17 protein-coding genes are annotated in these 21,766 nt (G+C 51.2%); 7 read left to right on the forward strand and 10 right to left on the reverse strand.

From position 1 onward, the window contains the following. Positions 1–73: 73 nt before the first annotated feature. Positions 74–4,558 carry a translocation/assembly module TamB domain-containing protein gene (locus C7379_RS07580; RefSeq protein ID WP_243406751.1) on the forward strand — a complete coding sequence of 1,495 codons (4,485 nt, stop codon included), beginning with the start codon at positions 74–76 and terminating at the stop codon, positions 4,556–4,558. A gap of 170 nt (positions 4,559–4,728) precedes the next feature. Here C7379_RS07580 and C7379_RS07585 read toward each other — a convergent pair whose 3' ends face one another. The 3 genes from C7379_RS07585 to C7379_RS07595 form a co-directional block, all read right to left on the reverse strand. Continuing rightward, positions 4,729–6,234, reverse strand: coding sequence for a DUF5687 family protein (locus C7379_RS07585; protein ID WP_116616755.1), 1,506 nt, complete (start codon positions 6,232–6,234; stop codon positions 4,729–4,731). A 33-nt stretch (positions 6,235–6,267) separates the two neighbouring features. Continuing rightward, positions 6,268–6,876, reverse strand: coding sequence for an outer membrane lipoprotein periplasmic chaperone LolA1 (gene lolA1 / locus C7379_RS07590; RefSeq protein WP_116616756.1), 609 nt, complete (start codon positions 6,874–6,876; stop codon positions 6,268–6,270). An 83-nt stretch (positions 6,877–6,959) separates the two neighbouring features. Then, positions 6,960–9,410 carry an FtsK/SpoIIIE family DNA translocase gene (locus C7379_RS07595; protein ID WP_116616757.1) on the reverse strand — a complete coding sequence of 817 codons (2,451 nt, stop codon included), beginning with the start codon at positions 9,408–9,410 and terminating at the stop codon, positions 6,960–6,962. An 820-nt stretch (positions 9,411–10,230) separates the two neighbouring features. On the opposite strand from C7379_RS07595, the gene C7379_RS07600 reads away from it, so the two are divergent. The 4 genes from C7379_RS07600 to C7379_RS07615 all read left to right on the forward strand — a co-directional run bounded on the left by C7379_RS07600 (position 10,231) and on the right by C7379_RS07615 (position 15,200). After that, a complete protein-coding gene (locus C7379_RS07600; protein ID WP_116616758.1) occupies positions 10,231–11,004 on the forward strand; it encodes a 3'-5' exonuclease in 774 nt (257 codons plus the stop codon). Further along, positions 11,001–12,191 (forward strand): class I SAM-dependent rRNA methyltransferase, encoded by a 1,191-nt coding sequence (locus C7379_RS07605; protein WP_116616759.1) that lies wholly within the window; start codon positions 11,001–11,003, stop codon positions 12,189–12,191. The genes C7379_RS07600 and C7379_RS07605 overlap by 4 nt, the downstream gene beginning before the upstream one ends. Positions 12,192–12,200: 9 nt before the next feature. Next, positions 12,201–13,568 carry a tRNA lysidine(34) synthetase TilS gene (gene tilS / locus C7379_RS07610; RefSeq protein WP_116616760.1) on the forward strand — a complete coding sequence of 456 codons (1,368 nt, stop codon included), beginning with the start codon at positions 12,201–12,203 and terminating at the stop codon, positions 13,566–13,568. A 111-nt stretch (positions 13,569–13,679) separates the two neighbouring features. Continuing rightward, positions 13,680–15,200, forward strand: coding sequence for a DUF4301 family protein (locus C7379_RS07615; protein WP_116616761.1), 1,521 nt, complete (start codon positions 13,680–13,682; stop codon positions 15,198–15,200). A gap of 128 nt (positions 15,201–15,328) precedes the next feature. On the opposite strand, the gene C7379_RS07620 is transcribed toward C7379_RS07615, so the two are convergent. The 4 genes from C7379_RS07620 to rsmG all read right to left on the reverse strand — a co-directional run bounded on the left by C7379_RS07620 (position 15,329) and on the right by rsmG (position 17,877). Beyond that, a complete protein-coding gene (locus C7379_RS07620; protein WP_116616791.1) occupies positions 15,329–15,811 on the reverse strand; it encodes a hypothetical protein in 483 nt (160 codons plus the stop codon). 138 nt (positions 15,812–15,949) lie between these two features. After that, entirely contained in the window at positions 15,950–16,531 is a 582-nt protein-coding gene (ruvC, locus tag C7379_RS07625) for a crossover junction endodeoxyribonuclease RuvC (RefSeq protein WP_116616762.1), read from the reverse strand. 31 nt (positions 16,532–16,562) lie between these two features. After that, entirely contained in the window at positions 16,563–17,210 is a 648-nt protein-coding gene (locus C7379_RS07630) for an MBL fold metallo-hydrolase (protein ID WP_116616763.1), read from the reverse strand. Positions 17,211–17,250: 40 nt separating this feature from the next. Beyond that, a complete protein-coding gene (rsmG, locus tag C7379_RS07635; RefSeq protein WP_116616764.1) occupies positions 17,251–17,877 on the reverse strand; it encodes a 16S rRNA (guanine(527)-N(7))-methyltransferase RsmG in 627 nt (208 codons plus the stop codon). Positions 17,878–17,933: 56 nt separating this feature from the next. Between rsmG and C7379_RS07640 the strand changes: the two genes are divergently transcribed. Beyond that, entirely contained in the window at positions 17,934–18,581 is a 648-nt protein-coding gene (locus C7379_RS07640; protein ID WP_116616765.1) for an HAD family hydrolase, read from the forward strand. A gap of 692 nt (positions 18,582–19,273) precedes the next feature. On the opposite strand, the gene C7379_RS07645 is transcribed toward C7379_RS07640, so the two are convergent. After that, on the reverse strand, positions 19,274–20,749 hold the full coding sequence (locus tag C7379_RS07645; protein ID WP_116616766.1) for an alkaline phosphatase family protein: 1,476 nt from the start codon (positions 20,747–20,749) through the stop codon (positions 19,274–19,276). A gap of 269 nt (positions 20,750–21,018) precedes the next feature. Here C7379_RS07645 and C7379_RS12740 point away from each other — a divergent pair, with 269 nt between their 5' ends. After that, entirely contained in the window at positions 21,019–21,171 is a 153-nt protein-coding gene (locus C7379_RS12740) for a hypothetical protein (RefSeq protein WP_165815046.1), read from the forward strand. Here the strand turns inward: C7379_RS12740 and C7379_RS12600 are convergent. Then, a complete protein-coding gene (locus C7379_RS12600) occupies positions 21,148–21,339 on the reverse strand; it encodes a hypothetical protein (protein WP_133241882.1) in 192 nt (63 codons plus the stop codon). The two genes, C7379_RS12740 and C7379_RS12600, sit on opposite strands and share 24 nt — an antisense overlap. Before the next feature lie 6 nt (positions 21,340–21,345). Then, positions 21,346–21,723 carry a large-conductance mechanosensitive channel protein MscL gene (mscL, locus tag C7379_RS07650; RefSeq protein ID WP_116616767.1) on the reverse strand — a complete coding sequence of 126 codons (378 nt, stop codon included), beginning with the start codon at positions 21,721–21,723 and terminating at the stop codon, positions 21,346–21,348. Between the last annotated feature and the right edge of the window lie 43 nt (positions 21,724–21,766).

Consider the following 21,766-nt stretch of genomic DNA (forward strand, 5'->3'; position numbering starts at 1 on the left):
AATAACCTAAATGTGATAAAAATTTTGGTTTAATTTCCGTTATGAGTCCTTTTTTTTTAATTTTGTAAACTGATTGAAAACGCTCAGACATTATATTAATATCCTGCTGTGGAGCTTGGTGGCAATGTACGTGGCAGTGTCGATCATGGTGAACATACCGATCGTGCAATCGTACATGGGTGCCCGGGTGGCCTCCGCACTCTCACACAAGTTGTGTACCAAAGTGAGCGTGGGACGGGTCAGCCTTGGTTTTTTCAATCGAGTTATTGTGGATGACGTGGATATTCGCGACCAAAAGGGGCTGTCCATGCTTCGCGTGGCACGCGCTTCTGCCAAGCCTGATGTAATGGCTTTGGTTCGCGGACAGTTGTATTTCAATTCGGTACAGCTCTTTGGGCTTAAGGCGAATTTCTACCAAGCCACGGCCACGGCCAAGCCCAACTACCAGTTTGCGTTAGACTCGCTTGCCTCGAAAGACACCACCGCTCACCGCCCTCTTGACGTGTCGCTCAAAAGTTTGATCATCAGACGGGGCGAAATTTGCTATAATCGGCTCGACAAACCCCGGCGTCCATTTCTCGACCCCTATCACCTGAACGTCCAGAACCTTAGCTCGCACATCGTGCTCAACGCTCTGCGATCCGACTCGCTGAACCTCAATGTCAAGCGGTTGTCGCTCACCGAGGCTTCGGGCTTGGACATTCGCTCGCTCGCTTTCAAACTTGTGGGTAACAAGCGGCACGCTACCATGCGCTCGCTCTGCTTAGAGTTGCCCTCGTCTAAATTGTCATTGGCCGACGTTGAGGCTCGTTATGCGTTTAAGGATGGTATGCCCTCGTTGCCGTCGCTGCGCTTCTCCGGTAGTGTATGCGAGTCTGTCGTGGCTCTTCCCGATATAGCGGCCTTGTGGCCCAAGGTAGGCAAGCGCAATCTCTCGGTGGCTCTGCGCACTCAATTTGCGGGCTCGGCCACTGCCCTCAGGGTTCGAGACATGGTCGTGTCCGTGCCGCAAAAGGGCATGCGGCGACAGACAGGGGCCCCTGCCGACATCCGTCTGTCTATGGATGGCACTGTCAGCGAGCTTGATGGCACGCCTCGATGGTGGGCTGATATCGAGAACTTGACGATCAGCGAGAGGGGTTTGCGCCTCTTGGGCGGAAGCGTCCCCGCGCCCATCGCCCGCATGAACAACATACAGTTTCGTGGGCAAGCCCGTGCCCACGGGCAGTTCGCGAGCGTCAAAGGGACATTGCTCTCGGGCGTGGGAAACGCCAATTTGGACGTGTCGTTGCGTGGCAACGACTTTGCGGGACACTTGGACACACGGGGCATCAACCTTCGCCAAATACTCGACGACTACCGGTTTGGCATCCTGGCGGCAAACATCCACGTGGCAGGCAATGTAAAGCGCAAGTACTACAAAGCCAACGGCACTGTCAAGCAGATAGACTACAACGACTATTCTTACTGTGACGCGCGCATGGATGGCAGCTATGACAATGGCTTGCTCAACGGCACGCTCCACGTGAACGACCCTAACCTCGTGGCTGATCTCAATGGCTCGCTCAGCGCCAGCAGTCGCAACATGTCGGCGCACCTTACGGCTGATGTCAAACATATTCACCCGGCGGCTCTCCACTTATGGGAGAGCGTGTTTGGAAACGCTGCTTACAGCGGCAACGTCGTGGCCTCGTTTACGGGCAATGACCTGAACACGGCCAAGGGAACTCTGAGCTTAACCCATTTTAGCCAGTCGTCCGCGAGCGAGCAGTACACGCTCGACTCGCTGAAATTGCAAGCTGGCAACGATCACCGAGGGCACTACCTGACTCTCGAGAGCGACTTTGCGGAAGCGGAGGTGACGGGGCGTTTCGACTACGCCACGCTCATCCAAAGCGTTAAAAACGCCATCGCCGCTAAGTTGCCCAACATACAGCAACTCACGAATATCAAATACAAGAAGACGCATGCCAACGATTTCGCTTTGCGCGCCGTCGTGCGTCGCGCCGACTGGCTGCGCCATTTTTTTGATGTGCCGGTAACGCTCGTGGAGCCACTGCGGCTCACGGCCGCGATGACCAACGCCGACAACAATCTTGAGCTACGAGCTTTCGCTCCACGATTGGTTTATGACGGCATCCGATACCGTGACCTCTCGGCTATCGTGACCTCCCCCCACAACTATCTCAATGCCGACATTAGCGCTGTGAGGATAGGCGACGACGGCACGGGCACGGAGTATCGTCTGGAGGCTTCGGCCGTGGACGACCGGTTGGCGTCGGTGATCCATGTGGACAATCATGCTCATCAAAACCGCCTGCGCGGACGGCTCAACACCCTTGTGAGCTTTGGTCGCGACGGCTATGGGCTTGCCGAGGCGCGGATGGACATAAAGCCGTCAACGTTTAGCATTGGCGACAGTGTGTTTGAGGTGCGCCCCTCTCAGGTGATCTACGGCAAGAACCGCCTCGATGTGCGTCGGTTTGCCTTGGAGGGAAATGGCCAGCGCATCGTTGTCAATGGCTGTGCGTCCAAGGATTCTAAAGATTCGCTCGTCGTGGACATGCACGACGTGAACGTGAGCTACTTGATGGATTTGCTCGATTTCCATCCCGTGGAGTTTGGTGGGCGAGCCACGGGCAAGGCTTTGTTGTCGCGATTGTTTGACAAACCGCGTGTGGACGGCAAACTTGAGATTGCCGATTTCAGTTTTGAGCGAGGGGCGTTGGGCACGCTTCATGCCGACGTGGCGTGGAATGAGGATCGCGAGCGCATAGACATTGATGCCGTGGCTGTGGACACGGCGAACGCGTTGGTGGCGCCATCGCGATACAGATACACCTTTGTCAAGGGCTATGTGTCGCCCAAGCGCAACTATATCGACCTCGATATACGAGCCGATAACATGCGGGGTGAGTTTGTGGAGTCGTTCTGTGCCTCTTTTATGAACCGCACAAACCTTTCTCTCAACGGTGGCGTAAGGCTGTGGGGCGACCTTGGAGAGCTTAATCTCACGGGCAACCTCGTGGCCAATGGGCAGGTGGGCATAGAGCCGCTCAACACGGTTTATACGCTGCGCGACGCGGAGGTGCGCTGCCTCATCAACGAGATGCAGTTCCCCGGCGACACCATTTACGACCGGCATGGCAACAAAGGGGTGCTCGCTGGCAGCCTGTACCATGATCACATCACCAACCTGAGGTACAATTTGCGCGCGAAATTAAGTAATCTCTTGGCTTACGATTGGGGGCCAAGCCACGGCAATACGTTTTACGGCACGGTATATGGCACGGGCAACGTGGATATCAGGGGTAAGTCGGGGTTGCTCGACGTGGATGTGAACGTCACGCCCAACCGGGGCACGACGGTGGTGTATGATGCCTCTTCGCCCGAAGCAATCAGTTCGCAAGAGTTTATAAAATGGTCGTCGCGCGACTCGGTGGCTGCCACGGCTCCCGTGCTCAACACGTTGCTCGCGAGAATGGACAGCATTGGGCAGATGGGAGATCTGGCTAATGAGGAAGACGCCCCGACTGATATTCATGTCAATTTTATTATCAACGCCACGCCTGCCGCTACGCTCAAAGTGGTCATGGACCGTAAAACGGGCGATTGTGTCAATCTCGTGGGGGAGGGAGCGTTACGTGCCGACTATTACAACAAGGGGGCGGTGAACATTTTTGGCAACTATGTCATAGACGAGGGCGTGTACAAACTCACCATCCAAAATATCATCAAGCGCGACTTCAAGTTTGCGCATGGTGGCTCCATTGTTTTTGGAGGCGACCCGGGCAGGGCTGCGCTGAACCTCAAGGCGCAATACACGCTCAACTCCGTAAGTCTTTCTGACCTGCAGATAGGGCGCAGTTTCTCGGGTAACAATATTCGCGTGAACTGCATCATGAATATCACAGGTACCCCCGAGGCGCCCAAGGTGGAGTTTGACTTGGACTTACCCACCGTGGGAACCGATGCCAAGCAGATGATATACAGCCTTATCAATAGTGAGGAGGAGATGAACCAGCAGGTGCTTTATTTGCTTGCCGTGGGGCGTTTCTACTCGCAACCCAGCAACAATGCGGCTGCTTCTGACGCACCAGACAGCCAAACCACGTTGGCCATGCAGAGCATTATTAGCGGACAGATAAGCCAACAGATAAACACAGTGCTAAACTCTGTGGTGAAAAACAATAACTGGAATTTTGGCGCGAACATCTCCACGGGCGACGAGGGATGGAATAACGCCGAGTACGAAGGTTTGCTTAGTGGTAGAATGCTGAACAATAGGCTCATATTCAACGGGGAGTTTGGCTATCGTGACAATAAAAACACCACCACGTCTTTTATAGGTGACTTTGATCTTAGGTACCTCATCTTCCCTAATGGAAATCTCAGCATCCACGTGTACAATCAATCCAACGATCGTTATTTCGTGCGCAACTCGCTCAATACGCAGGGCGTGGGAATCATCTTGAAGAAGGATTTTGACAGTTGGAGGTCTCTGTTGGGCATTAGAAAAAAAAATGAAACTGCGGTCGATGACGGTGGCAAGAAATGATTTTTACAGTTCACGGTTTTCAATTTTCAGTTCACGTTTTAATGCGTTTGTAATTGAAAATTCAAGTTTTAAAAAATTAATTGCGCCCCATCACATTCCAGCCGTCATCTTATGCGTATTTTTTCATGGCACATCAATGGATTGATGGCCCATGCGCAAGTTGGCCAACACTAAGTGTGGAAAGCCTCCATGTTTTTGTAACGCCGTTTCATCAGTCGGTTGTAGATGCTGCGCAGCCATAGCTTATGGGTGGCAATAAAGCCTAAGCCAATGGCTATCATCACAAACCATGCCGTGTTTTCTTCAAGAAATGTCTCTAATGCCATGATACATATAAGTGGCGAAAATAGCCCGATAATTGTCCCGGCCAAAAGCAAATAATTGGTTTGCGCTCCGCCTTTAGTGGTTATTTTCTCGTTAAGTGGCATGCGATGGTTGTTGTATATGGCCGACTGCATGAATATGAAATACTGAAAACCAGCCGTAAAAATGCCATACGATACAAGCATCAGTATGTCCCATTTGCCTACAAAAACCATAGGGAGCATCAAAACAAATGGCAAAATGAGTAGCAATGAGTAGAAATAGTATTTTGATTCTAATAGCTTGAGAATGTTTTCACGGTGTACCATCAACACGTCTATATAATTTCCCTCGAATAGCATCACTCTTATGAGCAATGTGGTGGCGTATATAGCAAAGTTGTACACGCACCAAAAGTTGGTCATCGTGTCGCTATCGTATATTTCCGTGAGTGTCATTATGGCGCTGATGGCTATGATAATGGCCGTGGCGGAGAGGAAACCGTTGCGTGGATTCTTGTTGCGCAACAGTAACTTCACTTCCAACTTGAGATACTCACCCAACTCGCCCAAACGGTCAAGCATGGTGAATTTGATTACCTTGTTGGGTTTGTCGTCGGTTTTTTTGCCTATCTCTTGCATTACACAAGCGTTTTGCACCCGTCTGTTTATGGCTATGAGCGAGGCTAACATGATCAAGGCTACACAGTGAGGCAGCAGGTTGCCTGATTCGAGTCCATTGCCGATGGCGGCGTAGAAGATAATGAAGTGCTCGAAATCTTTAAGTAGCCACGGCATGATGATGGCTACGATCACGGTCACCGGCACCATCCACCACAGTATGTTGCGATTGGATAATGTACGGATGATAGCATACCACTGGCTGTTTGCTAATATGATGATGGTATACAAAAGAAGTATTGAGAGAGCCGTCAACACGCCATAGCTGAACACCACGGCCATCAAGCAATAGGGTATGAGCAGAGTGAGCCATGTGATATTGCCCCAATTGAATAGCGATGTGATAATAAAACTGTCAATATAAATGGTTTTGGGCAGTGGCGTTAGCAGGTAAGGCTTGACAATTTGGGCTGGCGTTTGCTGTGCGAGAGCCCTAAACCAAAAGTCGCAAACCAATATGAATGGCATCACGCTCATGATAAACTCTGACGCGGTGAACCTATTGGTATCTATTGCGGCTAACGCAAGTAGCACAGCTATGAAAATGAGGTATAGCAATGAGATTGCGAAACTGAAGCCAACAAACCATTTGGCTATTTTGCTGGATTCGTATAGGGGGTCGCGTCGAGCTGCTAACTTGCGGTGTTGTCGCAGAATTTTTAGGAGTTGAAAGAATGATAGGCTGGATGTCATGGCGATATCGGTTAGAGGGACGAGACCGAGTGGTTATCTCAAGTCAATGACCTCAGCTTTGGGATAGTCTTTCGAGTTGAACGAGAAGAGGCTGTTAGGCAGGGCCTTGGTTTGGAAATTAGAGATGTAAATAGTGGTCCAATTGCCTCCTTCGCGCATTTTGATGACACTGGGTGTGTACGATTTGCGGTTGATGGTGAGGTAAATTTCCTGCACGGAGCGTTGCTTGTTTTGGGCTCTCATGCGCACCTGATAGTTGGCTCCTTTGCTGGTCACGCCTAACGCGTAGCCTTTTTTGTACATCGTGATGAAAGTATAGGGGTTCATGCGCATGCGTTGCGCCTCGGTGGGTGTGCTCACGTTCACCTCGTTGGTCGACTTGAGATAGCTCCATTGTGTCTTGCCGTTAAACCAAACGGTGGCGTTGCCCGTGGTAGCGTAAAACTTGTTGCCCTTGATAGAGATACGTCCGCTCGCTCCTCCCATTTTTGCACTCGCTATCTTAAAGTTGGCCGTGGCCCCTCCTTTGTTGCCTACAATGGCTGCTGTCTTGTCCAGTATTTTTTTCGCCAAGGCGGTGTTTTGCGCTGTTGCTGCTACTGTCATCACCAACATGATGACGCATAAGATGTATTTTTTCATTTTTTCGTTTATTGTTAGGGTTACGTTGGTATAAACGTGCCCCATTGTACGATTGTTGCGCACGTTAATATCGTTTAACCCTTTCAGTTGCTATGTATTTGTATCAATAGGGAGTTGAGCGAGTTCTCGTCGGTGATGAGCACCTCTCGAGGTTTTGACCCTTGCGCGGCTCCCACGATGCCGGCAGCCTCCAGCTGGTCCATCAGTCGGCCCGCGCGGTTATAGCCGATAGAGAATCTACGTTGAATCATACTGGTAGACCCTTGCTGCGTTATGACGATGGCATGTGCCGCCTCATCGAAGTAGGGGTCGAGGCTCTTCGAGTCGGTAGCGCCCGCGTTGCCTCCAATGGCCCCGTTGTTGTCATCTGGCTCCGGAAGCTCCATTGGGTCCACGGGTCCGGGCTGGTCGGCTATGTAGCTACAGATCTCCTCTATCTCAGGCGTGTCAATAAAAGCGCATTGCAATCGCACTGGCTCGCCACCCGCAAGGAAGAGCATGTCGCCCCGCCCGATGAGCTGGTCTGCGCCGGTAGTGTCGAGGATGGTGCGCGAGTCGATTTGCGAAGTCACCCTGAAGGCCATGCGCCCGGGGAAGTTAGCCTTGATATTTCCGGTAATAATCTTGGTGGTAGGGCGCTGCGTTGCGATAATCATGTGTATGCCCACGGCGCGCGCCAACTGCGCTATGCGCTGTATCGGAAGCTCTATTTCCTTGCCCGCCGTCATGATAAGGTCGCCAAACTCATCTATCAACACCACGATGTAAGGCATGTAGTCGTGCCCGTCCGTGAGCTTGAGGCGGTGGTGAATGAACTTGTCGTTGTACTCGTCTATCTTTTTCACTTGTGCCTTTTTCAGCAGGTCGTAGCGGTGGTCCATCAGCTTGCACAGCGAGTTGAGGGTGCGCACCACACGTTGCACGTCTGTGATGATAGGTTCATCCTCGTTTTCTGGCAGGGCGGCCATATAGTGGGGGGCTATCTTGTTGTATATGCTAAATTCCACCTTTTTGGGGTCCACGAGCACGAATTTCAACTCGTTGGGGTGTTTTTTGTAGAGTAGCGACGATATGATGGCGTTCAGCCCCACAGACTTTCCTTGTCCGGTGGCGCCGGCAACCAGCAGGTGTGGTATCTTCACCAAGTCCACCATGTACACCTCGTTGGTAATGGTTTTCCCCAAAGCCATGGGCAAAATCATCTTCGTGGTCTGGAATTTCTTGGTGTTCAGCACGCTCTCTATGGACACGATTTGTGGGTTCTTGTTGGGCACCTCAATGCCGATGGTGCCCTTTCCGGGTATGGGGGCTATGATGCGGATGCCCAGCGCGGCCAAGCTCAAGGCGATATCGTCTTCCAAACCACGTATCTTGGCGATGCGCACTCCCTCCGCTGGCGTTATCTCATAGAGCGTGACCGTGGGGCCCACGGTGGCGTTTATCTTGCTTATTTTTACGCTAAAGCTGTTCAGCACCTCTACGATGCGGGCGTTGTTGGCCTTGATTTCGTCCATGTCGATCACCGGCTTGTTGTTGTACTTCTTAAGCAAGTCACAACTTGGAAACTTGTATCTGGTGAACGGCTCCCATGGGTTGATGGGCGTGTTGAGGTCTATGGTCTCGCCAAGCGATTTCCCCAACGCTTTGTCTTCTTGCTTCACATCGTCCACGGTGAGCTTATCCGTGTCGTCTTCGCTAATCTGAACGGTGGGCGTGATAGGCTCTGTGGCTGTGTGCGATGGTTGGGACGGTTGTCCTTGCGACATGTCGGTGAGATCCACCACGGTCGCGTCTATCTCCTCTTCAGAGGGTGTTTCCACGGTCAGGTCTCCGTCCTGGCTATCTGTGACATTTGGGTCGGTCTCCTTGGTGGTGTGGTTTGTGACGGTGAATTTCACTTTGTCGGTGATATATTTCACCGGGTTGAGCGTTTTTCGCACTATTTCTATGGTCTCGGTGCTGAGATAAGTGAGAAACGCCAAGGCCACGATGAGCAGTGTGGCCGTAAGTCCCGGCGGCCCGATGATATTCTCCATGGTGCGCACGCAGAGCAATCCGTGGTTACCTCCGGGGTTGAACGACAGGTTGCCCATGATGGGTGTGAGAAATTTGGCCAATGTGACAGATGCCCACACCATGACCAATGCCATGCCGAGAAACCATTTCCAGAGGTTCACGCTGTAGGCGTGCATGAGCTTGAGCGCCACTAACATGATGAAAGCCGGTATGAGAAACGCGGGGAGTCCAAAATTGACGCTGATGAGAAAATAGGAGACGATGGCCCCGATGGAGCCGCAATAATTGGTAAACTGCCTGTCTTGGTTGAGCCATTCGCCGGGGCGCATGTTTTCCAAGATGCTTTGGTCGGCCTCGCCAGTGGTAAGAAATGATCCCATCGCGATTGCCATGACGATGGCAAGGGCGAACAAGACGAGTCCAAAAAAGAAGTCGGTGGTTTCGTTGCCAAATATATGTCGGATGCCTATTGCTTCGCTAAAGCTTTTCTGCTTACGCTTAGGTCTTTTATTTGCCATTGTGTCGCTGTTCTTATTCTTTGTGCAAAATTAGTGTTTTTTGGCCGAATTTCAAAACAAAAGATGGCTAAGTTTCCCATTTTTTCTATTTATTTTTTATATCATTATAAGTGGCTGATTTAAAAGTTGTTTCGTCTTTGGGCTTGCAAGCCGCTTTAAGATTGTCGCAAGTTGTGTCACTACAAAGTACGTGTAGACACCTCACAACGTTGATAGGTTTTTAGATATTGTTAAGATAAATGACAAAAATTAATCTCTCAAATGCGCAATGATCTATCCAAAAAACACCTTTTTTATCTTCATTTTGGTGTTGTTAGACCGTGGTGCGCATTCCTTGTTTTTGTCATTAGGCTTTATTCACGCTGCGTGCAAGTGCTATTCGTGATATGATTAGACACCGAAGCCACTGCGTTTAGGCATTATTCGAGTGGCCATTAAGCATTAATCGCGACGTAGCAAAGCATGCGTGAAACTATGATTTAATGCGCATGATCTATAAACGTATGATTATCAGCTTGTTGCAAAATATGTCGTTTTTGGGCAATTTTATGACCTACGATGCGTTTTTGAATGAGAAAATACGGTTTTGAGATGTGATTGTAAAATATATTCAGTATTTTTTCGCCCTGTAACCACCCCGAAAGATAGGACTGATGGCAAGTGTCGCGCCATGCCCACACACCTGTCTCGTGTAGCCTCGCATATTTGACGTATCGTCTTAGCAAGGCCGCTTGGCACACGATGAGGCTTGAAATATTCTGGAGAAATAACGATTTAATCAGTCATTTTTTTATAATTTTGCATATTGTAAACAGATACGATGAGAAAAAAGATATATAGCAAGTTTGATAAAAAGGGTATAACCGATTTGCCATTGGTTCAATTCCCGGGGCGAATAATCTCCATTATCACCGCTCGCGAGGCCGAGAAGGCTGTGGATTACCTTTTGTCGAGCGACATTTTGGGCGTAGACACCGAGACCAAACCCTCGTTTCGCCGTGGAGAGCAGCACCAAGTGTGCTTGTTGCAGGTAGCCAATCGCGACACGTGCTTCTTGTTCAGGCTGCATCTCACAGGCATAACGCCAGCCATAAAACGGCTGTTGGAGGATACCTCTGTAAGGAAAATAGGGCTTTCGTGGCACGACGACATCCGGGGGCTCGAGGCGCGGGAACAGTTTGTCCCGGGGTTTTTTGTCGATCTTCAAGACATTGTGCCGTCGCTTGGCGTGCACGACCTAAGTTTGCAAAAGCTGTATGCCAATTTTTTTCATTTGAAAATCTCCAAGCGTCAGCGCCTTTCCAATTGGGAGGCTCCATTCTTGAGCGACAAGCAAAAGCAGTATGCGGCCATAGATGCGTGGAGTTGTATCAATCTATATGAGGAGATAGACCGGTTGAAACGGACGGGCGATTACGACCTTGTAAAAGTGGAAGAGCCTGAGACCGAACCCGTATGCGCGCCGTCTGCCACCCCGGACGACAAACCTAATGGGGCGAGCGCTAAGACCACACGCAAGTCTTGCGCCACGCGTGCCACCACCGCCACGCGCAAATCTAAACCCAAAGAACCAAAACAAACAAAGAAATCATGACGGAGAACTATAAAAATATATACTTGAAGCGTGGTAAACAAGAGTCGTTGCTACGTTTTCACCCATGGATTTTCAGTGGTGCCATCCACCACGCCGACACCGATATTCAAGAGGGCGACGTGGTGCGCGTGATCACTGCCGATGGCGATTTTGTCGCCGTGGGGCACTATCAGGTGGGCACCATCGCCGTGCGTGTGTTGTCTTTTAGAGATGTATCTATCGACCATGCGTTTTGGGTGTCGCGCCTGCAAGCCGCGCTCGACATGCGTCGTGGCATCGGCCTGGCCGACAACCAGCGTGGCGACACCTACCGGTTGGTGCATGGCGAGGGCGACAACCTGCCCGGGCTGATCATAGATTGCTATGGCCATACGGCCGTGATGCAAGCCCACAGCGTGGGTATGCACATGTGTCGCGAGCATATTTGTGAGGCGTTGACGCAGGTGATGGGCGACAGGATTAGCAGCGTGTATTACAAAAGCGAGGGCACGCTTCCTTTCAAGGCCGACCTTGGAGAGGAGAATGGCTTTATCTTTGGCCAGACAAGTGACAACGTGGCGGTGGAGAACGGCCTGAAATTTCTCATTGATTGGCGGCGTGGGCAGAAGACAGGCTTCTTCATTGACCAACGGGAGAACAGGGCATTGCTTGAGCGTTACGCAAAGGATAAGTCTGTGCTCAACATGTTTTGTTACACGGGTGGCTTCTCGGCTTATGCCATGCGTGGCGGGGCCAAGTTGGTGCACTCGGTGGACAGCAGTGCCAAGGCCATCGACCTGACCAATCAGAATGTGGCGTTGAACTTCCCCGGCGACGCCCGTCACGAGGCTTTTTGTGACGACGCGTTCAAGTTTATGGATGCCAATGACGACAAATACGACCTCATAGTGCTTGACCCGCCGGCTTTTGCGAAGCATCGTGGCGCGCTGCGCAACGCTCTCAAGGGCTACACCCGGCTTAATGTGAAAGGCTTGGAGCGCATCAAGCGCGGTGGCATCCTGTTCACGTTCAGTTGCTCGCAAGTGGTAACCAAAGATCAATTTCGTGCCGCCGTGTTCACTGCGGCGGCGCAGACGGGGCGCAAGGTGCGCATATTGCACCAGTTACACCAACCCGCGGATCATCCCATCAATATTTATCATCCTGAGGGTGAGTATCTTAAGGGATTGGTACTCTACGTGGAGTAGGCCGATAGCATGACTTTCCCAGATATTATCCAGCGTTTCATAGTGCGTCATCGGCTCATGCGTCGCGATGGCTTTTACTTGGTGGCACTGTCTGGCGGGGCCGACAGCGTGGCGTTGTTGCGTGCGCTTGTGGGGCTGGGTTATCGTGTGGCGGCCGTGCATTGCAACTTTCGTTTGCGAGGGGCAGAGAGCGATCGTGATGAGATTTTTTGCGAGTCGCTTTGCCAAGCATTGGGCGTGACGCTGCACAAGGCGCATTTTGACACGGCAGCTTATGCCGAATTGCACAAAATATCAATTGAGATGGCGGCGCGCGACTTGCGCTATGGCTATTTTGAACAGCTCGCCAAGGCTGTCGGGGCGGATGGCATTTGCGTGGCGCACCACCGTGACGACCAAGTTGAGACGGTGTTGCTCAACCTTGTAAGGGGTACGGGCTTGCAGGGCTTGCAGGGCATGCGCCCACGTAACGGACGTGTGCTGCGCCCCATGTTGGACGTGTCTCGGCGGCAAGCGCAAACCTATCTCGACCATTTGGGGCAGGCGTTTGTCGTGGATAGCACCAATCTCGAGACCGATGCCATGCGCAACAAGCTGCGCTTGCAGGTGCTGCCGCTGCTCGAGGAAATCAATCCGGCCGTGAAAGAGAACGTGGCGCGAATGACAGAGAATGTGCGCGAGGCGGGCAAGGTGGTGGAGCACGCCATGCGCCAGGCCATTAGCGCTATTCGTTCTGACAACGGCGGCTACCGCCTCAAGGCGTTGGACGAGTTGCCATCTCCCATTTACGCACTACGGACGATATTGGAGTGGCGTGGTTTTAACCGTGCTCAGCTGTTGGAGATGCTCGCTCATCGGCGCGACGGCGCGTTGTGGATGTCAAATCATTGGGTAGCTGTCATGGACCGAGACTACCTTTTTGTGGTGGAGCGGAAGGCTTGGGAGCGCCCCCTGCCCAATCTCGTGATACCCGAGCGAGGCACTTATCGGTATCCTGTCGGACCCTTGACCGCACTTGCCGATGGTGCGGAGGAAACTGCAATGAGGCTTCGACTCGAGCTCAAAAACGTGGACGCCAACTTCCAGATTGACCCTTCGGCCACTGTGGCCAACCTTGATGCCTCTCTTGTGAAATATCCTTTGGTGGTCAGGCCCTTGCGCAAGGGAGACCGTTTCGTGCCATTGGGCATGAAAAACAGCAAGTTGGCGAGCGATTTTCTCACTGACCATAAAGTGCCATTGTTACTTCGCCGTCGCCAGTTGGTGGTGCAAGACGATCGTGGCGATATCGTGTGGCTTGTAGGACAGCGTGTTGATGGTCGTTTCGCCATCTGTCCGGGCAAGTCGCGCGAGGCGTTGATCATCCAGCTCTTGTAAGGCAACGCAGAGACTAAAATTATTTTTTGTTTTTTCATCTCTATTTCTTTCACATTCCAGAATAAATGGCTATTTTTGTTGAGTAAGTAAAACCTAAAAACTCAACACGCCATGTTTACAGACGCAGAAAAAAAACAAATAGAGACCCGGGGCATGACTTTGGGCCAAGTGGAGCATCAGATGGAACAATTAAGGCACGGGTTTCCATTCCTCCGTTTGGCCGCCACCGCTGCTGTGGGCAATGGAATTATGGTTCCTGACGATGCTGCGCAAGCGCGCGCCACGCAAGAATGGGATCATTATAAAAAAGATGGCGCGCACCAAGTGGTCAAGTTCGTACCAGCCTCGGGAGCCGCCAGCCGCATGTTTAAGAATATGTTCGCGTTTCTTTCGGCAAGCTATGACAAACCTACGACCGATTTTGAGAAGCACTTTTTCGCCGATATCAAGAACTTTGCGTTCTATCAAGCGCTCGATGACAAGTGCCAATCGCTGCATGGCAAAACCGTCGACGAGCTTGTTGGCGATGGCGATTACAAGACAGTGGTAGCCTGCCTATTGCGCGCCGATGGCTTGAACTATGGACAATTACCCAAGGGCTTGCTGCTCTTCCATGCCTATGATGACGGTGCTCGCACGCCTATGGAGGAGCATTTGGTGGAGGCCGCGCTTTACACTGCTGTGGCTGGGGTAGCCCATGTGCACTTTACCGTGTCGCATGAGCACCTTGACTTGTTTGAGAAAAGGGTGGAGGAGAAAGCGCGAAACTATGAAAAGAAGTTTGGAATAAAATATGACATATCGTTCTCCGAGCAGAAGCCGAGCACCGATACCATAGCGGTCAACCCCGACAACACGCCTTTCAGGAATGACGATGGGAGCCTGCTTTTCAGGCCAGGAGGCCACGGTGCCCTCATCGAGAACCTCAATGACTTGGACGCCGACATCGTATTCATCAAGAATATCGACAACGTTGTGCCTGACCGTTTGAAGCCGGAGACGGTGCGATGGAAACAAATCATCGCTGGTATTTTGGTGGAGACGCAGCGTCAAGCGTTTGATTACATGCGAGCATTGGATGGTGACACGCCCAACCATGAGCTGTTGAGCGAGATCCATGAGTTTGTGCGGCGAGACCTATGCTGCCTCTATGACGAGGCCGCGCGGTTCGATGATGCCGCGCTCGCGGACTGGCTGAGAAAAAAACTTAACCGTCCTATGCGTGTGTGTGGTGTGGTGAGAAACGTTGGAGAGCCCGGTGGCGGTCCATTTTTAGCCTATAATCGCGATGGCAGCGTCAGTCCACAAATACTTGAGAGCAGTCAAATAGACAAGTCGGACGAGTCGTATGTGAAGATGTTTGAGGATGGCACGCACTTCAATCCGGTAGACTTGGTATGCGCCATCAAAGACTATCGAGGACGTCATTTCGACCTTACTCACTACGTGGACGAGCGTACCGGCTTTATCAGTGCTAAGAGCAAGGATGGCCGAGAGCTTAAGGCCCTCGAGCTACCGGGGCTTTGGAATGGCGCAATGAGCGACTGGAACACCATTTTTGTGGAAGTTCCGCTTTCCACGTTCAATCCTGTCAAGACGGTGAACGATTTGTTGCGGGATGCCCACCAATAAGAGGTGCGATAGACACCAAAAACTCGTGGCATCCTTACCAATAAAATAAATCGTGTTTAATAGGCCCGACTCACAATTTTTGTCAGGCCTATTAAACACGATTTTGTTTACAGAAGCTATGGGGAACGTTAGTTCCAGTTCTTGCTTCTAATCTCTTTTAACGCATTTACCCAATCGGTATCGAGCGAGAAAGGTGTGGGAAACTTGGCGTTGTTGTAATATCCCAACACCAAATCTTTGTCCATGTCGTTGAACAAACTGTTGTTAATGCTGGCATTCTTGAAACGCGAAGTAGCAATCTCTCGTTTGGACTTGGTGTTCGCTTCGGCCAAGCGTTTGAAATAAAGGTTCACGAAATCGGTCATGGCGATGGTTTGCTCCCCCAATTTTTTCTCGGTGAAAGTGCTGTCATCGTTTGCCTTTAAGAGCATGTACTCTATGGCATCCCATTTAAATGAGGCCACTCTGCGCTCGTCCATAGACTTGGCTTTGTCGTATTTTACGGTCGCAAAGCTCTTTTGCATGCGTTTCACCTCTTTGTAAATTTCTTGTGCTTGCGCATTGCCCATCATGACAAGAAGCATGGTCAAGGCCATCAATGTTTTTTTCATGTGTGATATTTTATCTTTATGGTTGGTCTTTTTATGGTGTGTTTGACGTTTGCCCATGACTTTTTTTTTCAAGAAGTCGTGCCATGGCTATACGTCTCACGTTCATATCATAGACGCAGTTGGTGAGATGAATGTTTCCTATTTTTTTATTTTTTTAGGGTTTCTCTTGGCGTAGTCAGCCCAGCTGCCGTATCTCGGTGTGTCCATGTCAGGGGTGGTCAGTTGCATGAAATGGCAGTATGCCGCTCCCAACGCATCTGTGGCATCCATGAATGTGGGCATCTCTTCCTTGTCTATGTGTAACAGTCTTTGTAGCATGGCCGCCACCTGTTCTTTGGATGCCTGCCCCTGGCCGGTGATGGCCATCTTGATTTTCAGTGGCGCATACTCATGTATGAAGATGTCACGGTGTATGGCGGCAGCTATTGCCACGCCCTGCGCACGCCCCAATTTGATAAGCGACTGCACGTTTTTGCTGAAAAATGGAGCCTCGATGGCCATCTCGTCGGGGTGGTACTCGTCTATGACACCGATGACACGCTCGAATATCTTGCCCAATTTGAGATAGACATCCTTGGTTTTTCGCATGTCTATCACCCCCAGAGCTACCATCTCTGGCTTGCCTGCTGTCACGCGAAGCACGCCATAGCCCATGACGTTGGTGCCTGGGTCTATGCCGAGAATGACCCGCTCGGTGGGATGCCTGTTGATGGATGTCATGTTGTGTAAGAGTCTCTGGTTGCGCGTTGGGCTATCGGTCCATGTAGGGATTGTGCCCCACCTCCTCACCTATGGTCGTGGTTTTGCCGTGCCCGGGATATACACGTGTGTCGTCGGGCAGTTGCGAGAGCATGCGCAAGCTCTGGATGAGCATAAACATGGAGCTTCCCGGCAGGTCGCAGCGACCCACGCTGTGGTAAAAAAGAGTGTCGCCTGAGAAGCCCACGCGCTCTGCCTCACAGTAAAAGAACACGCCACCGGGCGTATGCCCGGGTGTCTCTAATACCTCGAGGCTATGGTTGCCAAACGAGATAACCTCTCCTGCCCGCAAGTATCGACCTACGGGCGCTACGTCGTCATCGCCCATTCGCACGCCGCAAATGGCCATAGCCTGCGCTGGTAGTGACTTGATGAGCAGCTCGTCGGCGCCAGAAAGCTCCACCCGTAGCCCCCATGTGTCTTGCACGAACTTGTTGCCGAAATTGTGATCCACGTGTCCATGAGTGGCCAACAGGTGTACGGGGCGCAATTTGTTTGTCTCGATGTATTGGCGTATAGACTCCTTGTCCTCGTCGTATAACGCTCCGCAATCTATGATGACGGCTTCGCGTGTGTCGTCACTTACCACGTAGCAGTTCTCACGTATCATGTTGCAAACGAATGTTTTGATGTTCAGCATAGCTTGATATATAAGTGTAAGACCATTAAAAGCGGTGCGGTCACAGTGGCAGGTACACCAACTGCTTGTCGGCGAACCACTCGTCGGCAAACCACTCGTTGATGGGTGTGAGCGATACCGCCTTGCCAAAAGGCTTGGTTTCAACTTTGAGGTCGCCACCCTTGAGAGCGATGAGACCGTTGGGCAGAGCGTTGAGCTGTTCTTTGGAGATGTTCTTGCGTACGATTTTCACCAAGTCGGGCAAGGGCATCACGGCACGCGACACCACGAAGTGGAACTTGTCTTTTTCCTCCTCGCCACGTCGCTGCACGGCCTCCACGTTGGTCAGGCCGATGGCCGACGCCACCTCCGTGGCCACTTTTATTTTTTTGCCGACGCCATCAATAAGCCTAAAATAACAGTCGGGAAACATAATGGCTAAGGGAATGCCCGGGAATCCGCCCCCCGTGCCGATGTCGAGCACGTGCGTTCCGGGCTTGAAGCCAATGAGCTTGGCGATGGCCAGTGAGTGAAGCACGTGGTGAAGGTACAGGTTGTCGATGTCTTTGCGAGAGATGACGTTGATCTTGGCGTTCCAGTCACGGTACAAAGCATCGAGCGCCTCAAACTGTCGCTGCTGCGTGGCGGTGAGCGACGCGAAATGATTGAAAATAATCGATTTGTCCATTATCGCCACAAAGTTACGATTTTTTGGCGTAACTTTGTGGTCAAATACTTATAATAATGATTAAAGCCGCTTTATTTGACCTTGATGGCGTAGTCTTGGACACCGAAAGACAGTACACCAACTTTTGGGGAGGACAGATGAGACGTTACCACCCTGAAATCCCGGGATTGGAGCATAAGATAAAAGGCATGACGCTCGACCAGGTTTTTGACGCTTACTTTTATGGCCAACCCGAACGGCGAGAAGCCATCACGCATGCGCTTGACGATTTTGAGCGTACCATGACCTTTAGCTACATACCGGGCTTCGAGGCCTTCGTGGCACAACTAAAAAATCTCGACATACGCACGGCTGTGGTTACAAGCAGCAACCTTCCCAAAATGAAAAGCGTGTATAAGAAGTTGCCCGAGCTGCCCCGTCACTTTGACAGGATACTCACCAGTGAGGATTTTGCAAGGAGTAAGCCACATCCCGACTGCTATCTACGCGCCGCCGCCACGTTCGGTGCAGAACCGAGTGCCTGCGTGGGTTTTGAAGATAGCGTGAACGGATTGAAGGCCGTTAGGGCTGCGGGGATGTACGCTGTGGCCTTGACAACGACCAACGGCCGTGACGTGGTGCAACCGTTGAGTGACCGCGTGGTGGACGATTTCACGCAATTGAACGTGAACGAGCTGTTGCATGCGGCCTGCTGCCAACCGTAATGTCACCTTGACAGGACGTGCTTAGTGGTATAAGCTGGAGGAAAAAGATGAGGTGACACGCCGCTGTCCTATTGTTACGCAACCATTTGCAATCCCTTGTTGTTATCAAAAGGATGCGTCTCCGAAAGAAAAAAACTGTGTATTTTTTTTGACAACAACGTGTCTATGCTTCGCTTATTTAAAAATAAAAAGCCTTTAGTTCAAAATACGGCAAAAATGACCGATGTTTATAAGTCTTTGCAAGACAGCTATTTGAATGCGAATGCTTATTTTTGTCACTTTCGTGTGGATGCTCATGTGGCACGATTAAGGCGTAATGGCATCGCGATTGAGTGCTAAAGGCGTCATGAATGAGCCTTAAACGCGATGCGAAAAGAGCCTAAAGGCGACTCCATTAAGCCTTAAACGCGCGCCGCCAGTGTTCAAATGAGCGACAGATGCTGTGTTGGCGCACTTGCGGATGGCCTTTTTTGATAAAATAACAATCAGACGATTTTTATTTCATCCTTTTTTTAGACACGAAAAAGCATCGCCTTTTTTGACATTATATGGTGTCAAGGGTGATGCTTTTGCATGTCATAAATGGTATGTGAAAAAATTTTTAGGGATGCCTAAATCGCCTGCTGTCCATACCGTCTGGGCGGTTTGTATGGCTCTCCGTAGTGTGCTGGGAGCGGGGGAGGACCATGCCTTTATTTCACTTCCTTGGCGTTGCCCACGCAACTGTTGGGCATCTGTATGTGGAGCATAGCGCAGATGGTGGGCGCAATGTCGGTCATGCAGGTGGGCTCGTGCGTCTGCCCTGCACTGACGTGCCATCCGTAGAGTACGAATGGGATGTGCGCGTCGTAAGGGTTCCATTGCCCGTGCGTGGTGCCCACGTAGTCGGGCTTGTTGCTCACGTTCTCCCATCCAGCCTTGGGTATGTAGAAAAGGTCGCCGCTGCGTTTCTTGTTGTAACCGTTGACGATACGCTCACGGATGGGTTGGGGCACCGATGTGGTGAGCGCACGGTCGTAATCCACGACAAAGAGTATCTCGTCGCGCTTCTCCATCTCATCGATGACGGCCTGTTTCACGTCGTCTATCGATTTGCCGCAACGCTCAATGAGCTTGTGGTCAAGATAGATGCGCCCCGCGTTTTCGGCCATGATGACATTGCCGTCGATGCCCAATCGCAGGCCCACGGCCTTGTTCACGTCCGCTTTCCAAGCCCAGAACTCAAGTCCGCCGGCCGGTATTTTGTGTGCTTTCATCTCGTTGGGGTTGTGCGCCGCGCCATGGTCGGCAGAGAGAAATAGCAGGTAGTTTCCTCGTCCCACGCGCTCGTCCAGAAGAGTGAAGAGCTTGGCCAATTGATTGTCAAGCTCCATGTAGGCGGCACGGGTGAGCTGATGGCGCGTGCCATACGTATGGCCGATGGCGTCGGTGGAAGACACGCTGATGGCTAAAAGGTCGGTGATGCTGTCCAGCCCCATGCCTTCGTTTATCAATGCGGCCTCTGCCATGCGGAAAGTAGCGGTTATGCCCTCCACTGATGTCTTGATATCGTAGCCGGGTTTGGTTTTTACCTCATTGTTGAGCTTGTTTGCCCACGCGGGCAATTGTGTCATATAATAAGTGGAGGAAATGAAATGGCCTGCCTCTCCGTCCCACCAATAAGCCGCGTCTGCGGCGTGCCCGGCTGGTAATATGGCCGCGCGGTCTTTGAGAGCCACACCGATGACCTTGGCTTTGTAGTCGGTGTGCGTCTTGAGCACATCGCCAATGCCAGACGCTAAGAGGTTGTGCGGCGACATTTGACCCGCCTTTCCGTTGGAGCCCACAGCCTTGACAGAGGCGTCATAGCAGCAATAGGTTTTCTGCCCGTCTATGTAAAAGTCGTTTCCGGCGATGCCATGCAAGGCTGGCACCGACCCCGTGTAAATGCTTGAATGGCCTATGGCCGTGACGGTGGGCACGTAATTGATCATGGTGTTCTCAAAACTGTAGCCTTGGTCCACCAATCGTCGCAGTCCGCCAGCTTGGAATTGATCGTAAAAATAATACAGGTAGTCCCAACGCATTTGGTCTACCACGAGACCCACGACAAGTTTGGGGCGGCTCACTTGGGCCATGCCCGGCAAGGCCAAGAGGCCTGCCACGAATAGGGTAAGAATTTTTTTCATGTGAGAATGATAAAAGAAATACGTGTTGTAACAACTGCAAAATTACAAATTAAACTTCGATTGGCAAGTTATTGATATTATATTATTGTGACAATTGGCTAAAGAATTTGTTACATGCCTGCTTTTTGGCCGCCTGTGCGCATTGGTGGTTTGCCCATGGCTCGGTCTCTTTGGTGCGGTGTTGGGGGCGCGGTGGGTGGAGAATAAAAAACGCCATAAGCAATATGCCGGTACCTTGAGGCGTTATAATGACAAAACGAGATAGGCAGATGGATAAAGTTTTTACATGTTTTGAAAGCGACGACAACGCTCGCCGCGAAGAGCTTGTCAGGGTCATAGAGCATAGTGTGGAGCGGTTGACGATAGCTGAGCTTGAGGCCTTGTATTATGACTTGGTTTCAAAAGATTACATTCGCGAGTAGCCCAGTGAGCTGATGGCGGAACGACTGATGGTTGGCGGTTGGCTTGGTGGGCTGGTGATGGCGATGCAAAAAGCCAGCGCCACAATCGCGTCTGCCGTTGTGGCGGGTGCGATTGTGGCGCAGTGAAATTTGGTGAGAGCACATCACGGCTATCCTGTGATGTGTCAAGAACAACTATTTCTGCTTGAGCAGGTCTCTGATCTCGGTGAGCAGTTTCTCCTCCGCGGATGGAGCTGCTGGGGCTGGAGTCTCTTCGCGCTTCTTGATAATCTTGTTCATGGCTTTCACCATTACAAAGATGCAGAATGCAATGATAAGAAAATCAATAACGTTTTGGACGAACATGCCGTATGTTACTTTGGCATTTCCCACAGTTGCGGCTAAAGACGAGAAGTCCACTCCACCTGTGAAGATGCCAATGAGAGGCATGAGGATGTCGTCAACAAGTGACGATACAATTTTACCAAAAGCCCCACCGATGATCACACCGACGGCCATGTCCATGACATTGCCTTTCATGGCAAAATCTTTGAATTCTTGAATAAATCCCATAATAGTTGTATTTGTGAATAATGAAGAATTTGTATTTTTGACA

Origin of the sequence: Hallella colorans (assembly GCF_003096815.1) — a bacterium.
GTDB lineage: Bacteria > Bacteroidota > Bacteroidia > Bacteroidales > Bacteroidaceae > Prevotella > Prevotella colorans.